This is a genomic window from Pseudomonas sp. GW821-FHT02C04, from assembly GCF_059421845.1.
The window spans coordinates 248146-264587 of the sequence record NZ_JBWKVT010000004.1 but is presented as its reverse complement, the minus strand read 5'-3'; the positions used below and the strand labels follow the sequence as shown (position 1 = coordinate 264587).

Annotated in this window: 15 protein-coding genes; 10 read left to right on the top strand and 5 right to left on the bottom strand. The window is 60.0% G+C overall.

Going from position 1 to position 16442, the window contains the following annotated elements:
* Window positions 1-15 precede the first annotated feature (15 nt).
* Entirely contained in the window at window positions 16-1470 is a 1455-nt protein-coding gene (gene thiI, locus AC07VV_RS16900) for a tRNA uracil 4-sulfurtransferase ThiI (protein ID WP_096821970.1), read from the bottom strand.
* 328 nt (window positions 1471-1798) lie between these two features.
* Here thiI and glnA point away from each other — a divergent pair, with 328 nt between their 5' ends.
* The 6 genes from glnA (at window position 1799) to ntrC (ending at window position 9384) form a co-directional block, all read left to right on the top strand.
* Window positions 1799-3205 (top strand): glutamate--ammonia ligase, encoded by a 1407-nt coding sequence (glnA, locus tag AC07VV_RS16895; protein WP_085712782.1) that lies wholly within the window; start codon window positions 1799-1801, stop codon window positions 3203-3205.
* Between the two features lie 75 nt (window positions 3206-3280).
* Entirely contained in the window at window positions 3281-5395 is a 2115-nt protein-coding gene (locus tag AC07VV_RS16890; protein ID WP_495036871.1) for a toxin-antitoxin system YwqK family antitoxin, read from the top strand.
* Window positions 5396-5504: 109 nt separating this feature from the next.
* Complete coding sequence (locus AC07VV_RS16885; protein WP_495036870.1) at window positions 5505-6014, top strand: DUF4124 domain-containing protein; 510 nt, start codon at window positions 5505-5507, stop codon at window positions 6012-6014.
* On the top strand, window positions 6011-6634 hold the full coding sequence (locus AC07VV_RS16880) for a DUF4124 domain-containing protein (protein ID WP_495036869.1): 624 nt from the start codon (window positions 6011-6013) through the stop codon (window positions 6632-6634). Before AC07VV_RS16885 ends, AC07VV_RS16880 begins: the two co-directional genes overlap by 4 nt.
* A 231-nt stretch (window positions 6635-6865) precedes the next feature.
* Complete coding sequence (gene glnL, locus AC07VV_RS16875; RefSeq protein WP_096821967.1) at window positions 6866-7951, top strand: nitrogen regulation protein NR(II); 1086 nt, start codon at window positions 6866-6868, stop codon at window positions 7949-7951.
* On the top strand, window positions 7948-9384 hold the full coding sequence (gene ntrC / locus AC07VV_RS16870; RefSeq protein WP_096821966.1) for a nitrogen regulation protein NR(I): 1437 nt from the start codon (window positions 7948-7950) through the stop codon (window positions 9382-9384). The genes glnL and ntrC overlap by 4 nt, the downstream gene beginning before the upstream one ends.
* A 409-nt stretch (window positions 9385-9793) precedes the next feature.
* Here the strand turns inward: ntrC and AC07VV_RS16865 are convergent, their stop codons facing one another.
* Window positions 9794-10234 carry a hypothetical protein gene (locus AC07VV_RS16865; protein WP_457380955.1) on the bottom strand — a complete coding sequence of 147 codons (441 nt, stop codon included), beginning with the start codon at window positions 10232-10234 and terminating at the stop codon, window positions 9794-9796.
* On the opposite strand from AC07VV_RS16865, the gene trmL reads away from it, so the two are divergent.
* The gene (gene trmL / locus AC07VV_RS16860) at window positions 10233-10688 is read left to right on the top strand and encodes a tRNA (uridine(34)/cytosine(34)/5-carboxymethylaminomethyluridine(34)-2'-O)-methyltransferase TrmL (protein WP_027611265.1); all 456 of its coding nucleotides are present in this window, start codon (window positions 10233-10235) and stop codon (window positions 10686-10688) included. The two genes, AC07VV_RS16865 and trmL, sit on opposite strands and share 2 nt — an antisense overlap.
* A 65-nt stretch (window positions 10689-10753) precedes the next feature.
* Here trmL and secB read toward each other — a convergent pair whose 3' ends face one another.
* From secB to AC07VV_RS16845, 3 genes are read right to left on the bottom strand one after another with little or no spacing between them, the layout of a single operon-like run.
* On the bottom strand, window positions 10754-11239 hold the full coding sequence (gene secB / locus AC07VV_RS16855; RefSeq protein WP_085733279.1) for a protein-export chaperone SecB: 486 nt from the start codon (window positions 11237-11239) through the stop codon (window positions 10754-10756).
* A 57-nt stretch (window positions 11240-11296) separates the two neighbouring features.
* Entirely contained in the window at window positions 11297-11551 is a 255-nt protein-coding gene (grxC, locus tag AC07VV_RS16850; RefSeq protein WP_096821963.1) for a glutaredoxin 3, read from the bottom strand.
* A gap of 1 nt (window position 11552) precedes the next feature.
* Window positions 11553-11966 (bottom strand): rhodanese-like domain-containing protein, encoded by a 414-nt coding sequence (locus tag AC07VV_RS16845; RefSeq protein WP_096821962.1) that lies wholly within the window; start codon window positions 11964-11966, stop codon window positions 11553-11555.
* A 153-nt stretch (window positions 11967-12119) separates the two neighbouring features.
* Between AC07VV_RS16845 and gpmI the strand changes: the two genes are divergently transcribed.
* The 3 genes from gpmI (at window position 12120) to AC07VV_RS16830 (ending at window position 16441) form a co-directional block, all read left to right on the top strand.
* Entirely contained in the window at window positions 12120-13646 is a 1527-nt protein-coding gene (gpmI, locus tag AC07VV_RS16840; protein WP_495036868.1) for a 2,3-bisphosphoglycerate-independent phosphoglycerate mutase, read from the top strand.
* 136 nt (window positions 13647-13782) lie between these two features.
* Complete coding sequence (locus AC07VV_RS16835; RefSeq protein ID WP_102622641.1) at window positions 13783-15087, top strand: murein hydrolase activator EnvC family protein; 1305 nt, start codon at window positions 13783-13785, stop codon at window positions 15085-15087.
* Window positions 15088-15121: 34 nt separating this feature from the next.
* On the top strand, window positions 15122-16441 hold the full coding sequence (locus tag AC07VV_RS16830) for a S41 family peptidase (RefSeq protein ID WP_096821959.1): 1320 nt from the start codon (window positions 15122-15124) through the stop codon (window positions 16439-16441).
* The last annotated feature ends 1 nt before the right edge of the window (window position 16442 follow it).

The window sequence follows — 16442 nt, the reverse complement described above, 5'->3', positions numbered from 1 at the left end:
AACAGCCCCGGGCACTTAGCTCGGTCGATAAACGCGCACATTGGCATGCCCCTCACTGAGCAAATGGTGAGCATGCAGGCGACTCATCACGCCTTTGTCGCAATACAGCAGGTACTGGCGAGTCGGATCCAGCTCCTTGAAACGAGCGTTCACTGCGTAGAACGGCATCGTCTGTACTTCTATGCCCTCGAGCTCCAGCGGCTCATCCTCGGCGGCATCCGGGTGACGGATGTCGATGACGATCTGGCCGGCCAGTGCTTCGCTGACTTCTTCGATTTGCAAATCCTGGCCCAATTCGTCGATCACCCGATCGATCGGCACCAGTCTGGCGTTTGCGAGCGCACGCTCAAGCACCGCCATGTCGAATTCCTGCTCTTCGTGCTCAACGCGACCACGCTTGGCGGCGGTTTTCGGATTGACCGAAATGACCCCGCAGTATTCCGGCATGTGCCGGGCGAAATCGGCGGTGCCGATCTCGTTGGCCGTGTCGATGATGTCCTGCTTGTGGGCGACGATCAGCGGACGCAGGACCAGTTTGTCGGTCACGCAGTCGATCACCGACAGGTTCGGCAGCGTCTGGCTCGACACCTGGGAGATCGCCTCGCCGGTGACCAGCGCATCAATGTGCAGACGCTCGGCGATGGCCGAGGATGCGCGCAACATCATACGCTTCAATACGACGCCCATATGACTGTTATCGACTTTGCCGAGAATTTCGCCCAACACTTCTTCGAACGGAACACTGACAAATAGCACGCGTTGCGAGCTGCCGTACTTCTTCCAGATGAAATGCGCGACTTCCATCACGCCCAATTCGTGGGCACGACCGCCCAGATTGAAGAAGCAGAAGTGCGCCATCAGGCCGCGACGCATGATCTGGTAGGCGGCAACCGTCGAGTCAAAGCCACCGGACATCAATACCAGCGTCTGTTCCAGCGCACCGAGCGGGTAGCCGCCGATGCCATTGTGCTGGCTGTGGATCACGAACAACCGTTTGTCGCGAACTTCGATGCGGACTTCGATTTCCGGCTGTTTCAAGTCGATTCCGGCGGCACCGCACTCACGGCGCAGCTTGCTGCCGACGTATTTTTCGACGTCCATCGAGCTGAAGGCATGCTTGCCCGCACGCTTGCAGCGCACCGAGAAAATCTTCCCGGCCAGTGCATCGCCGTAGTGCTCTTTGCACTTCTCGGTGATGTCGTCGAAGTCGCCCAGCGGGTACTCGTCGATCTGCAGAAAGTGCGCGATGCCCGGCATGCAGGTCAGGCGCTCGCCCATCTCTTTCAGGGCCTTGGGGTCTGTAACGCGGGTTTCCAGCTCGAGATTGTCCCACACACCGTTCACCACCACGGCCGGGTCCAGGTCGCGGAGCACGGTGCGGATGTTCTTGGCCAGCTGGCGGATGAATTTCGTCCGGACAGGTCGGCTTTTGATGGTGATCTCGGGGAAGACTTTTACGATTAGTTTCATGAAAACAGCGCGCGCAGGGCCAGCCGAAAAAGGGGGGCGCGGATTATAGCGGAAATTGCTCAAGGTTTAACCAGTTAATGTGCAGAAGGTTTTGCATGCACCAAAACGGGTCATTTTCGACTTAAAGCGCTACATTAAAGGGCGAGATTTTCACCCTTTATGCGCTTCGCACCTTTATAAGCGTGAATTTGGGGCAAAAAACCCATGCTGGGGCACTGGCATGCAATTTGCTCCCTTGTGAGGCAGGTTGCCTTGGCAGAGTATTCGCGCCGGCATCACCAACATTTAAGGGCATCCACTACCAGCCCTAAGCCACCCGGAGGACACTATGTCGAAGTCGGTTCAACTCATCAAAGATCATGACGTCAAGTGGATTGATCTGCGCTTCACGGACACCAAAGGCACTCAGCACCACGTGACCATGCCGGCTCGCGATGCGCTGGAAGACGACTTCTTCGAAGTTGGCAAGATGTTCGACGGTTCCTCCATCGCTGGCTGGAAAGGCATCGAAGCCTCCGACATGATCCTGCTGCCGGACGACGAAACCGCCGTTCTCGACCCGTTCACCGAAGAGCCGACCCTGATCCTGGTCTGCGACATCATCGAACCGTCGACCATGCAAGGCTACGATCGCGACCCGCGCGCCATCGCCCACCGTGCCGAGGAATACCTGAAGACCACCGGTATCGGTGACACCGTATTCGCCGGTCCAGAGCCAGAGTTCTTCATCTTCGACGAAGTGAAGTTCAAGTCCGACATCTCCGGTTCGATGTTCAAGATCTACTCCGAGCAAGGCTCGTGGATGTCCGACCAGGACGTGGAAGGCGGCAACAAGGGCCACCGTCCAGGCGTGAAAGGCGGCTACTTCCCGGTTCCGCCGTTCGACCACGACCACGAAATCCGTACCGCCATGTGCAACGCACTGGAAGAGATGGGTCAGACCGTTGAAGTTCACCACCACGAAGTGGCAACTGCCGGTCAAAACGAAATTGGTGTCAAGTTCAACACCCTGGTGAAGAAAGCTGACGAAGTTCAGACTCTGAAATACGTTGTACACAACGTGGCCGATGCCTATGGCCGCACCGCGACCTTCATGCCGAAGCCTCTGTACGGCGATAACGGTTCGGGTATGCACGTTCACATGTCCATCGCCAAAGATGGCAAGAACACCTTCGCTGGCGAAGGCTATGCCGGCCTGTCCGAAACCGCCCTGTACTTCATCGGCGGTATCATCAAGCACGGTAAGGCCCTGAACGGCTTCACCAACCCGGCCACCAACTCCTACAAGCGTCTGGTGCCAGGTTTCGAAGCTCCGGTGATGCTGGCCTACTCGGCTCGCAACCGTTCCGCCTCGATCCGTATTCCTTACGTCAACAGCCCACGCGGCCGTCGTATCGAAGCACGTTTCCCGGATCCGGCTGCCAACCCGTACCTGGCTTTCGCAGCGCTGCTGATGGCTGGTCTGGACGGTATCCAGAACAAGATCCACCCAGGCGATGCGGCTGACAAAAACCTGTACGACCTGCCGCCTGAAGAGGCGAAAGAGATCCCGCAAGTTTGCGGCAGCCTGAAAGAAGCCCTGGAAGAGCTGGACAAGGGCCGCGCGTTCCTGACCAAGGGCGGCGTGTTCTCCGACGACTTCATCGACGCCTACATCGCGCTGAAATCCGAAGAAGAAATCAAGGTTCGCACCTTCGTACACCCACTGGAATATGAGCTGTACTACAGCTGCTGATCCGGTAGCGCTGCGCTACGCGGCGTGACAAAAGAGAGGCCTCCTTCGGGAGGCCTTTTTTGTGCCCGCTCATCCATGGATAATCCGCCGCTTTCGCGCCACGACCGGCGCCTTGACGAAGGGATTCGCATGAAGTGGTTACGGGCTATCGCCCTGATGGCGGGCCTCGCTTGCTCGACAGCCGGCGCTGCCGATTTCTATGAAGACAAGCCACTGGCTCACCCGCTGATTCAGGGCTTGCAAGAAAGCTCGATGACCCTGGCGTTCATCAAGGAAGCGAACGGCGTCAAAGGTTATTACTGCCTTTGTGAGACGCCGGGCGAACGTCCGCAGTTGCTTGATGATTTTGGCCCTGCGACCATCGAATCCGTTTTCCTTATGGCGCTGGACAGCGAAGATCCAACCCGCTTTGTTCTATTCCGGCAAAAAGCTGCGTACCGAATCTACGCTTACAAATACGACATTAACGATCATCTTTATCACCGCGTAACGGCCTTGCAAAAAGGCCTCGACCGCATCACTGCCGGCAAGAAGCAGCTGGATGCGCTAACAGTCAAAAAAGCCCTCAGCCAACTCACGCCTGCCAACTACCGCTTCCACTACGAGCAATCGGGCATTCACGAGTTCGACCAACTCGATCTCACTGCAGGAACACTGGTCGGCTACTTCAATGAGCAAGCCAAGCCTCTCGACATCGACACGCCCGGTGCTGATCAGCACTACTTCAAAAAGACCTATCAGGAAAAAGGCGGGCGCTTTCTCACGGTCACGTTCTGGCGCGGCATCGAAACCCCGCTCAATGACGGCAATCGCATGCTTTACAACTATCAGGTCAGCCGCATGGCCTGGGAAACTGCGCCCGCAATGTTCAATGGCAGCGAAGAAGGTGAATCGATTTCATATAACTACGGTGAGATCGATGGTCGAGGCGCCTACAAAGATGGTTTGCGCGTGGGCGCCTGGTCTTTTGCCAAGGATTTTAAATACTCGGCCAGCGGCAACTATGTGGCGGGCAAGCGACAGGGTGAATGGACCGAAACCGAGTATTCGAAATCCTTCACCGGACAATATGTCGATGACCTGCGCGAGGGACGCTGGGCAATCCTCGACGATGGCGATTCCGATAACACGACGACCGGGTTCCAGACTTACCTGCACGGCGCACTCGACGGCCCGAGCGAAGAAATCACCGGCACCGTCACCGAGCGCGGCAGTTACCGCGACTACAAGCGCGAAGGCCCTTGGGTGACCCAAGAGGGCAGCGGCTCCTTCGAAAACGACCTGAAAAGCGGACCATGGGTTCTCAAGAACGACAAGGGCCACAGCCAGAACGTCAACTTTATAGCCGGCAAAAAAGAAGGAGAGCTGAGAGAAACCGATGCCAGCGGTGTCTTGGTCCTGATCGAGCATTACAAGGCCGATGTGTTGTCTGGCACCCAAGAGTTCTACAGCCCTGACGGCAAACTGCTGAACTTGCGCAATTACGAAAACGGCAAAAAAGAAGGTCGCTCTCTGGATTACAGCAACGATGGCAGCGTACTGATCAACGATTTCTCATGGCACAACGATGAGCGTGAAGGCCCGTACCTGACTTACTTGCACGATGGCACGCCGGCTACGGTCGGTCGCTTCGAACTGGGACGTTTCATCGGCCTGATGAAACGTTACGACCAGGATGAAATGCTGTATGAGGAATCCAACTGGTGCCGTTTCGACAACAATGGCCCAACGATTGACCGATGTGGAAAGTTTCGTTTTTTCAATCGCGGGAGGCTGGAGTGGGAAACCGATTTTCTCTTTGGTAAAAGCCAGGGTTTCGTAAATTACAACTACGAAACAGGTCAGAAAACCAGCGAGAAGATCATTGGCGACAATGACAAGATCACCGAGCGTACGTTCTACGACAACGGTCAGATCGAATGCCAGAAAAACTCGGTGGGCTTCAGTTGGATGACCATCAATCAACAGCAAGTCAAAAGTTACGAGTACGGTGGCGACCTGACCGGAGAGCAACTTTGCTATCACCGCAACGGCGTGGTTAAAAGTCGTGCGTTTTACGACAAGGGACCCGTCGGTTGCACCACGCAGTACGACGAGTCAGGCCAGCAGACCTTTCCCGGCCCTGAAGGCTGCCCGAAACCGGTGCTACCGGTTGGAAAGCAGAAACGCATGCTCAATTTCAGCAGTTAAAGACTGATGAAAATCACCCGGTTTGTGTGAGCGGATGTTGAGCCGACAGAGTCAACCGCCGCTCCCTGGCCTATGCTGCATCCACTCTCATCGTTTATCGGTCGATTTCATGGGTCGTGGTTTTTTGCTCCTGATGCTGCTGATCGCACTGCCCGCCAGCGCGCAGATCTACAAATACACCGACGCCAGCGGCAACACGGTGTACAGCGATCATGCGCCGGACGGCGTGAAGGCGCAGCCGGTGGAGTTGCCGCCGCTCAACAGCGTCCAGCCTCAGGCACCGAGCGCGCCGTCGTCGGACACGGCCAGCCGGGCGCCTGCGCGCAATGCCTATGACGTGCTGGAACTGACCGGCCTGCCCACCGAAGAGGCCCTGCGCGCCAACAACGGCACGTTCACCGTCAGCGTGCTGATCAAGCCGCGCCTGCAACCGCCACATCAATTGCGCCTGCTGCTGGACGACGCGCCTTATGGCCAGCCGAGCAACGTGCCGATCCTGCAACTGGTGAACATTGACCGGGGTGAGCATCGGCTGGCGGTTCAGGTGATCAATGGCGAGGCGATCATTCAGCAGAGTCCGGCAGTGGTCTTCACTGTGCAGCGGGTGCACAAGCCATGACTCGCGGGTTGATCGCTGTGTGTCTGGCTCTGTTCGCGGTTGGTGCATCCGCCGAGGTCTTCACTTATGTCGACTCGCAGGGCAATCGGGTCTACACCGATCAACCGCGCGGCAATGCCAAGCGTGTGCCGCTGGCCACCAGCAATCGCATGGCCTCAAACCCGACCGGTGCGGCGCCCATCACCAAAGCTGAAAAATCACCAGAGCAACCGCTGTTCCGCTACGACATGCTGCGGGTGCTGGTTCCCGAACCGGACGCGACCATTCGCAGCAGCGCCGGCGAATTGATCGTCAGCATCACCAGCGAGCCGGGGCTGCAAAAAGGTCATCGCTATCGCCTGCTGCTGGACGGCCAGGCCACCGGAGAGCCCGGCCTTAGCCCGGTGTTCCCGCTGAGCAATATCGATCGCGGCAGCCATAACCTGTCGGTGGAGATTCTCGACGCGCAGGATCGCATCGTCGAGCGCACCGCCAATCAGCCGTTCCACATGCAGCGCATTTCGCTGGCACAGAAACGCCAGGTCAAACCCTGCACCACCGAAGACTACGGCGTTCGCCCGGAATGCCCGCTGAAAGACAAACCCGTCGAACCGAAAAATCCCTTCCTGCGTTTCTTCTAACGCCGTTCAGCTTTGCGCACTATATTGGTGCAACAGTCTGCACCGTACCCACATTGCAACCCATTTTGGTTCGAAAGTACCCGTCAGGGCCGGCGGATCGCCACGCAAACGAGCGTCAAACGCCCGTTTCAGGGGTCGAACGCTTCTTTTCGGAGCCTTGGTTTGGTTTTTGCATTTTCCTGATATCGGCGCTTGGTTCCTTGCGCACGCCTTGCTCCAAAAGAGGTCCTGATGACCATAAGCGACGCACTCCACCGTTTGCTGCTCGACAACCTGACCACCGCCACCATCCTGCTCGATGCCGAATTGCGCCTCGAGTACATGAACCCGGCGGCGGAGATGCTGCTGGCCATCAGCGGTCAGCGCAGCCATGGCCAGTTCATCAGCGAGCTGTTCACCGAATCTACCGAAGCGCTCAATTCGTTGCGCCAGGCGGTGGAACAGGCGCATCCGTTCACCAAGCGCGAAGCGATGCTCACCGCCCTCACCGGTCAGACCCTGACCGTGGACTACGCGGTGACGCCGATCCTCAGCAACGGCGCGACCCTGCTGTTGCTGGAGGTTCACCCTCGCGACCGCTTGCTGCGGATCACCAAGGAAGAGGCGCAACTGTCCAAGCAGGAAACCAGCAAGATGCTGGTGCGCGGCCTCGCCCACGAGATCAAGAACCCGCTGGGTGGCATTCGTGGCGCCGCGCAATTGCTGGCCCGCGAGCTGCCGGAAGACAGCCTGCGCGACTACACCAACGTGATCATCGAAGAGGCCGACCGCCTGCGCAATCTGGTCGACCGCATGCTCGGCTCGAACAAACTGCCGTCGCTGGCCCTGTGCAACGTCCACGAAGTGCTGGAGCGCGTCTGCCAACTGGTCGAGGCCGAAAGCCAGGGCTGCATCACGCTGGTGCGCGATTACGACCCGAGCATTCCCGACGTATTGATCGACCGCGAGCAAATGATTCAGGCCGTGCTGAACATCGTACGCAACGCGATGCAGGCGATCAGCAGCCAGAACGAACTGCGCCTGGGTCGCATCAGCCTGCGTACCCGCGCCATGCGCCAGTTCACCATCGGCCACATCCGCCATCGCCTGGTGACCAAGATCGAGATCATCGACAACGGCCCGGGGATCCCCGCGGAACTCCAGGAAACCATTTTCTTTCCCATGGTCAGCGGCCGTCCGGACGGTACCGGGCTGGGCCTGGCCATTACCCAGAACATCATCAGCCAGCACCAGGGCCTGATCGAGTGTGACAGCCATCCAGGCCACACCACGTTCTCGATCTTTCTGCCACTGGAACAAGGAGCCACATCGACATGAGCCGTAGTGAAACCGTGTGGATCGTCGATGACGACCGTTCTATCCGTTGGGTCCTGGAAAAAGCCCTGCAACAGGAAGGCATGACCACCCAGAGCTTCGACAGTGCCGATGGCGTGATGAGCCGCCTGGCCCGCCAGCAGCCGGACGTGATCATCTCCGACATCCGCATGCCGGGTGCCAGCGGTCTGGACCTTCTGGCGCGGATTCGCGAGCAACACCCACGACTGCCGGTCATCATCATGACCGCTCACTCCGATCTGGACAGCGCTGTCGCCTCCTATCAGGGCGGCGCCTTCGAGTACCTGCCCAAGCCGTTCGATGTCGACGAAGCCGTGTCGCTGGTCAAACGCGCCAACCAGCACGCCCAGGAACAACAGGGCCTGGAAGTCGCACCGACCCTGACCCGCACCCCGGAAATCATCGGCGAAGCGCCGGCGATGCAGGAAGTGTTTCGCGCCATCGGGCGCTTGAGCCACTCCAACATCACCGTGCTGATCAACGGCGAATCCGGCACCGGTAAAGAACTGGTGGCCCACGCCCTGCACCGCCACAGCCCGCGTGCGGCCTCGCCGTTCATCGCGCTGAACATGGCGGCGATCCCGAAGGATCTGATGGAGTCCGAGCTGTTCGGCCACGAGAAAGGCGCCTTCACCGGCGCGGCCAACCTGCGGCGCGGACGTTTCGAGCAGGCTGATGGCGGCACACTGTTCCTTGATGAAATCGGTGACATGCCGGCGGATACCCAGACCCGGCTGCTGCGGGTACTGGCCGACGGCGAGTTCTATCGCGTCGGCGGGCACGTGCCGGTCAAGGTTGATGTACGAATCATCGCCGCGACTCACCAGAATCTGGAAACCCTGGTTCACGCCGGGAAATTCCGTGAGGACTTGTTCCACCGCCTCAACGTGATCCGCATCCACATCCCGCGCCTGTCGGACCGTCGCGAAGACATCCCGACCCTGGCCAAGCACTTCCTCAGCCGCGCCGCGCAAGAGCTCGCAGTCGAACCAAAGCTGCTGAAAAGCGAGACCGAGGAATACCTGAAAAACCTGCCATGGCCCGGCAACGTGCGTCAGCTGGAAAACACCTGCCGCTGGATCACGGTGATGGCGTCCGGGCGCGAGGTGCACATCAGCGACCTGCCGCCGGAACTGCTGAGCCTGCCGCAGGACTCGGCACCGGTCACCAATTGGGAACAGGCGCTGCGCCAGTGGGCCGATCAGGCTCTGGCACGCGGCCAGTCGAGCCTGCTCGACAGCGCGGTGCCGGCGTTCGAGCGGATCATGATCGAGACCGCGCTGAAGCACACCGCCGGTCGTCGTCGTGATGCTGCCGTGCTGCTGGGCTGGGGCCGCAACACCTTGACCCGCAAGATCAAGGAGCTGGGAATGAAGGTCGATGGCGGGGATGACGACGAAGGCGAAGAAGGCTGACCTTCAGCGCCCGCCTGCACCGCCGCAAGGCACCGTGACCCGTAATCGGGCACGGTCGCTGGCTCATTCCTGCACCGCAACCCGCTGAAAAGCCATCCGATGAAAAGATGAAGGCCCCGTATTACGGGGCCTTCATCATTGTGTCGGGCTTTTTTGTTTCAAAACGATAAAAAGTGGCACGCCCCCTGCAACAACCCAATCAGGTGATTCGTTTCACCAACCCTTTCGGGGGCCTTGGTACAGGCAGGCCGGGGATTCCCCTCTTTACACCGGACTCATCGAGTCCACCCTTTTGGGGCCCTTGATACAGGCAGGTCAGGGGTTCCTTCTTTACACCGCCTCAGTACGCGATGCGATGAGCCCGCCCGTTTCGGGAACCTTGGTACAGGCAGGCCGGGGATTCCCTCTTTTATTGCTCCCGGAGATGGATCTCCAGTCGCCAGCGGTCATCGACCGCCTGGCCGGCCCAGTCGCCCTGCAGCGGCCGCGCCGCCACCAGCGTCAGCAACAGCCCCCCGTCACTCAATCGCGTCCGCCAGTTCACGTCCTTGCCGTTGAGCTTGAGCTGGCCCTTCTGCGCCTTGCCTTCAGCCTCGAACAACAGCGCAACGCTGCCATCGACGATCTCGCCGTGCAGCTTCGGCTCGTTGTTGAACCAGACCGCCAGACCGCCATCGATCACCTCGACCTGCTGCAAGACGCTCGGGTCAGGCGTGGTCAAACGGCCGATCATCATCCCGACCATCACACCGACGATCGCCAGCGACGCCATCACCCGCGGGAATAGTTTCGAACGCGGGTCGGCTTGCGGCGTAGAATGCGCGTCATCTTTACCTTCGGAGCCGTGCATGTTTCACGTCATCCTTTTTCAACCGGAAATTCCACCGAACACCGGTAACGTTATCAGGCTGTGCGCCAACAGCGGCTGCCACCTGCATTTGATCGAACCGCTGGGCTTCGAGATGGACGACAAGCGCCTGCGTCGCGCCGGTCTCGACTACCACGAGTATGCCACTCTGCAGCGCCATGCCGACCTGGCCAGTTGCCTGGAAAGCCTCGGCAACCCTCGGCTGTTCGCCTTCACCACCAAGGGTTCGCGACCGTTTCACGATGCCGCTTTCGTCCCGGGCGATGCGTTCATCTTCGGCCCGGAAAGCCGTGGCCTGCCGGCGGAAGTGCTGGATGCCCTGCCCGCCGAACAGCGTCTGCGCCTGCCGATGCGCGAAGGTTGCCGCAGCCTGAACCTGTCCAACACCGTAGCGGTGGCCGTGTACGAAGCGTGGCGGCAGAACGACTTCAAGTAACGCCATTCGATCGCCCAAGAAAAAAGCGCCTGTAACGGCGCTTTTTTCGTTGTTGCATCGACCGCTTACTGAACGGTCGGGGTCTCGCCAGCTTCCTGCATGCGCTGCAGCTCTTGCGCGTACAGGGCGTCGAAGTTCACCGGAGCCAGCATCAGGGCCGGGAACGAACCACGGGTCACCAGGCTGTCCAGGGTTTCGCGAGCGTACGGGAACAGGATGTTCGGGCAGAACGCACCCAGAGTGTGGCTCATCGAAGCCGCGTCCAGGTTCTTGATCAGGAAGATACCGGCCTGTTGCACTTCAGCGATGAAGGCAACTTCTTCACCGTTTTTCACGGTGACGGACAGGGTCAGCACGACTTCGTAGAAATCGCCTTCCAGCGCCTTCTGACGGGTGTTCAGATCCAGACCGACCGCCGGGTCCCACTGCTGGCGGAAGATCGCCGGGCTTTTCGGGGCTTCGAAGGACAGGTCGCGTACGTAGATGCGCTGCAAGGAGAATTGCGGTGCGGTTTCTTCTTCGCTGGCTGCAGTGTTCTGTTGGTCAGTCATCTCAGATCCTTTCTGATCTTGGGTCTTTTAGGGTTCTTGGTTTGCAGGTGCAGCAGTTCAGGCCTTGAGCAGCGCGTCGAGCTTGCCGGCGCGCTCCAGGGCAAACAAATCGTCACATCCGCCGACGTGGGTGTCGCCGATCCAGATCTGCGGCACGGACGTGCGTCCGGCCTTCTGGGCCATGGCGGCGCGCACTTGCGGCTTGCCATCGACCTTGATCTCTTCGAAGGCCACGCCTTTGTTCGCGAGCAGGTACTTGGCGCGCGAGCAGTAAGGGCAGTAATCGCTGGAGTAGACGATGACTTCGCTCATGTCACTTCACCAGCGGCAGGTTGTCGCCTTTCCAGCTGGAAATCCCGCCGGACAGCTTGGCGGCGGTGAAGCCGGATTTCATCAGCTCGCGGGCGTGGGTGCCGGCGGTCTGGCCCAGGGCGTCGACCAGAATGATGGTCTTGGCCTTGTGTTTTTCCAGCTCGCCGATGCGGGCGGCCAGTTTGTCCTGGGGAATGTTCACCGCGCCAACGATGTGACCGGCGGCGTAATCCTTGCTCGGACGGATGTCCACCACCACGCCGGCTTCCTTGTTGACCAGTGCGGTCAGCTCGCCCGTGCTCAGGCTTTTACCGCCGCCCTGCACTGTGTGCGCCAGCAGCAATGCCAGCAGTACGACGAAGATACCGACAAGAATGTAGTGGTTAGTGGCAAATTCAATCAGGTGAGCAACCATCGAAGGAGGTTCCAGGGCGTTAAAATGTCGGCCAGTATACACAGCCACTATGGTCGGCCAAACCCCGTCCGGCGGTGACGCGGTCGGAACTTCGCTTTAAACTCCAACTCCCTTTTCCATCGCCCTCTTCTTTATTAGCCACGAGTGGATTCCATGACTACCACGCCTAAACCTTTGGTCCTGATGATTCTCGACGGCTTCGGTCACAGCGACAGCCCCGAATCCAACGCCGTCTTTGCGGCCAAGAAGCCCGTGCTGGATCGCCTGTGGGCCACCGTGCCGAACGGCTTGATCTCGGGCAGCGGCATGGACGTCGGCCTGCCGGACGGCCAGATGGGCAACTCCGAAGTCGGCCATATGAACCTCGGCGCTGGCCGCGTGGTGTATCAGGACTTCACGCGCGTGACCAAAGCGATCCGCGACGGCGAGTTCTTCGAGAACCCGACCATCTGCGCCGCCGTGGACAAAGCCGTGGCCGCCGGCAAGGCCGTGCACTTCATGGGCCTGCTGTCGGACGGCGGCGTTCACAGCCACCAGGATCACCTGATCGCCATGGCCGAACTGGCCTTCAAGCGTGGCGCCGAAAAAATCTACCTGCACGCCTTCCTCGATGGCCGTGACACGCCGCCGAAAAGCGCCGCGTCGTCGATCGAGCTGCTCGACGCGACCTTCCAGGCCCTCGGCAAGGGCCGCATCGCCAGCATCATCGGCCGCTACTTCGCCATGGACCGCGATAACCGCTGGGACCGCGTCTCCCAGGCTTACAACCTGATCGTCGACGGCAAGGGCGAATTCAACGCCGCCACCGCCCAGGAAGGCCTGGAAGCCGCTTATGCCCGTGGCGAGAGCGACGAATTCGTCAAGGCCACCAGCATCGGTGAGCCGGTGAAAGTCGATGACGGCGACGCCGTGGTGTTCATGAACTTCCGCGCCGACCGTGCCCGCGAGCTGAGCCGCGTGTTTGTCGAAGACGGTTTCAAGGAATTCGAACGCGCACGCCAGCCAAAAGTGCAGTACGTGGGCCTGACCCAATACGCCGCCAGCATCCCGGCCCCAGCAGCCTTTGCGCCGGGCAGCCTGGAAAACGTGCTCGGCGACTACCTGGCGAAAAACGGCAAAACTCAGCTACGCATCGCCGAAACCGAAAAATACGCCCACGTAACCTTCTTCTTCTCCGGCGGTCGCGAAGAACCGTTCCCGGGTGAAGAGCGCATCCTGATCCCGTCGCCGAAAGTCGCCACTTATGACCTTCAGCCGGAAATGAGCGCGCCGGAAGTCACCGACCGTATCGTTGACGCCATCGAGCACCAGCGCTACGACGTGATCGTGGTCAACTACGCCAACGGCGACATGGTCGGCCATAGCGGCGTGTTCGACGCCGCTGTGAAAGCCGTTGAATGCCTGGACACCTGCGTGGGCCGCATCGTCGAGGCACTGGAAAAGGTCGGCGGCGAAGCGCTGATCACCGCCGACCACGGCAACGTCGAGCAGATGGCCGACGAAGCCACCGGCCAGGCGCACACCGCGCACACCACCGAGCCGGTGCCGTTCATCTATGTCGGCAAACGCGACCTCAAGGTGCGCGAAGGCGGCGTGCTGGCGGACGTGGCGCCGACCATGCTGAAACTGCTGGGGCTGGAAAAACCGGCGGAAATGACTGGCACTTCGATTCTGGTCTGATATCAAAAACGCCCTGTAATCAGCCTGAAACGGCTTTTTATGACGAACGCCTCAAAGCAGTTGGCTTTGAGGCGTTTTTTTTGCCGCGTGGGGCGGGCATACTAGGCCGTCCCTTACCCTGGTGCCGCCCGCCCCTATGCTTCGCGTCCTGATCGCCCTCGCTCTGACATGCCTGCTCCAACCGGCCTTCGCTGACGAGCGTGCGCAAACCCAACAACAGTTGGACGCCACGCGTCAGGACATCGCCGAGCTGAAAAAACTGCTGGGCAAGCTCCAGGAAGAAAAATCCGGCGTACAGAAAGAGCTCAAGGGCACTGAAACCGAGATGGGCAATCTCGAGAAACAGGTCGACGCCCTGCAAAAAGAGCTGAAGAAGAGCGAATCCGAGCTGCAGCGGCTCGATGCGGAGAAAAAAAAACTCCAGAGCGCGCGCACTGAACAGCAACGACTGATCGCCATCCAGGCCCGCGCGGCCTATCAGAACGGCCGGCAGGAATATCTCAAGCTGCTGCTCAACCAGCAGAATCCCGAGAAATTCGCCCGCACCCTCACCTATTACGACTACCTGAGCCAGGCCCGCCTGGAGCAGCTGAAGAATTTCAACGAAACCCTGCGCCAACTGGCCAATGTCGAAAAAGACATCTCCGCCCAGCAAGCCCAGTTGCTGGTGCAGAAAAGCGACCTGGATACCCAGCGCGACGCACTCGACAAGGTTCGCAAGGAGCGCCAGCAGGTGCTGGCCAAGCTCAACGACGACGTGAAAGCGCGCGATCAGAAACTGGCCTCCCGCGAGCAGGATCAGGCAGACCTGTCTAAAGTCCTTAAAACCATTGAAGAAACCCTGGCCCGCCAGGCCCGTGAGGCAGAAGAAGCGCGGCAGAAAGCGCTCATCGCCCAGCAGGAAGCCGAAAAAAAGCGTTTGCGTGAGGCCCAGGCCCGCGCCGATGCGGACTCGGACACCAGCGACGCCCCGCGAAAACAAGCCAGACCCACACCTGGCGCGCTGGTTTCCAGCAGCGGCGAGACGTTCGGCGGCCCTTTTGCCGCCACCCGGGGAAAACTTCCATGGCCGGTTGATGGTCGACTGCTGGCACGCTTCGGTGAAACCCGTGGCGACGATGCCCGCACCAAGTGGGATGGCGTGATGATCAGCGCCTCCGCCGGCAGCCAGGTTCACGCCGTACACGGCGGGCGCGTGGTGTTTGCCGACTGGTTGCGCGGTGCCGGGCTGCTGGTGATCCTCGACCACGGCAACGGTTTTCTGAGCCTTTACGGTCATAACCAGACGCTGCTGAAGTCGGCTGGTGACGTGGTAAAAGCCGGTGAGTCCATCTCCACTGTCGGTAGCAGTGGCGGGCAGGACACACCAGCGCTGTATTTCGCAATTCGTCAGCAGGGTCACCCGAGTGATCCGGCGCAATGGTGCCGCGCGCAAGGATAGGCGTTGAGTCACCAACTTTAGGAGTTCGTTCGACATGCTGCATTTGTCCCGTCTTACCTCGCTGGCCCTGACGATCGCCCTGGTGATCGGCGCGCCTCTGGCGTTCGCCGCTCAACCGGCTCCGGCTGTCGCTCCGGCAGGCACTGCCGCGACGTCCAAGGCCCCGCTGCCGCTGGAAGAGTTGCGCACCTTTGCCGAGGTCATGGACCGGATCAAGGCCGCCTATGTCGAACCGGTGGACGACAAGACACTGCTGGAAAACGCCATCAAGGGCATGCTCAGCAACCTGGACCCGCACTCGGCCTACCTCGGCCCGGAAGACTTCACCGAGCTGCAGGAAAGCACCAGCGGTGAGTTCGGCGGCCTGGGCATCGAAGTCGGCTCGGAAGACGGTTTCATCAAGGTCGTGTCGCCAATCGACGATACGCCAGCATCGAAGGCCGGCATCCAGGCCGGTGACTTCATCGTCAAGATCAACGGCGCGCCGACTCGTGGCCAGACCATGACCGAAGCCGTGGACAAGATGCGCGGCAAGATCGGCCAAAAAATCACCCTGACCCTGGTGCGCGACGGCGGTACACCGTTCGACGTGACCTTGGCCCGTGCGGTAATTCAGGTGAAGAGCGTCAAGGCGCAACTGCTGGAATCGGGTTACGGCCTGATCCGCATCACCCAGTTCCAGGTCAAGACCGGCGAGGAAGTCTCCAAGGCCTTGGCCAAGCTGCGCAAGGACAACGGCAAGAAGCTCAACGGCATCATCCTCGACCTGCGCAACAACCCGGGCGGCGTACTGCAGGCAGCGGTGGAAGTGGTCGACCACTTCATCACCAAAGGCCTGATCGTCTACACCAAGGGCCGGATCGCCAACTCCGAACTGCGCTTCTCCGCCACCGGCAAGGACGAAAGCGAAGCCGTGCCAATGGTCGTGCTGATCAACGGTGGCAGTGCCTCGGCCTCGGAAATCGTCGCCGGCGCCCTGCAAGACCAGAAACGCGCCGTGGTCATGGGCACCACCAGTTTCGGCAAAGGCTCGGTGCAGACCGTGCTGCCGCTGAACAACGACCGCGCGCTGAAGATCACCACCGCACTGTACTTCACGCCGAACGGCCGCTCGATTCAGGCCCAGGGCATCGTCCCGGACATCGAAGTGCGCAAGGCCAAGATCACCAACGAAGCGGACGGCGAATACTTCAAGGAAGCCGACCTGCAGGGTCACCTGGGCAACGGCAACGGCGGCGCAGACAAACCGACCGGCTCCGGCGCGAAACCGAAAGCCATGCCGCAGGATGACGATTACCAGTTGGCCCAGGCCCTGAGCCTGCTCAAAGGCCTGAGCATCACGTCCGGCCGTTGAG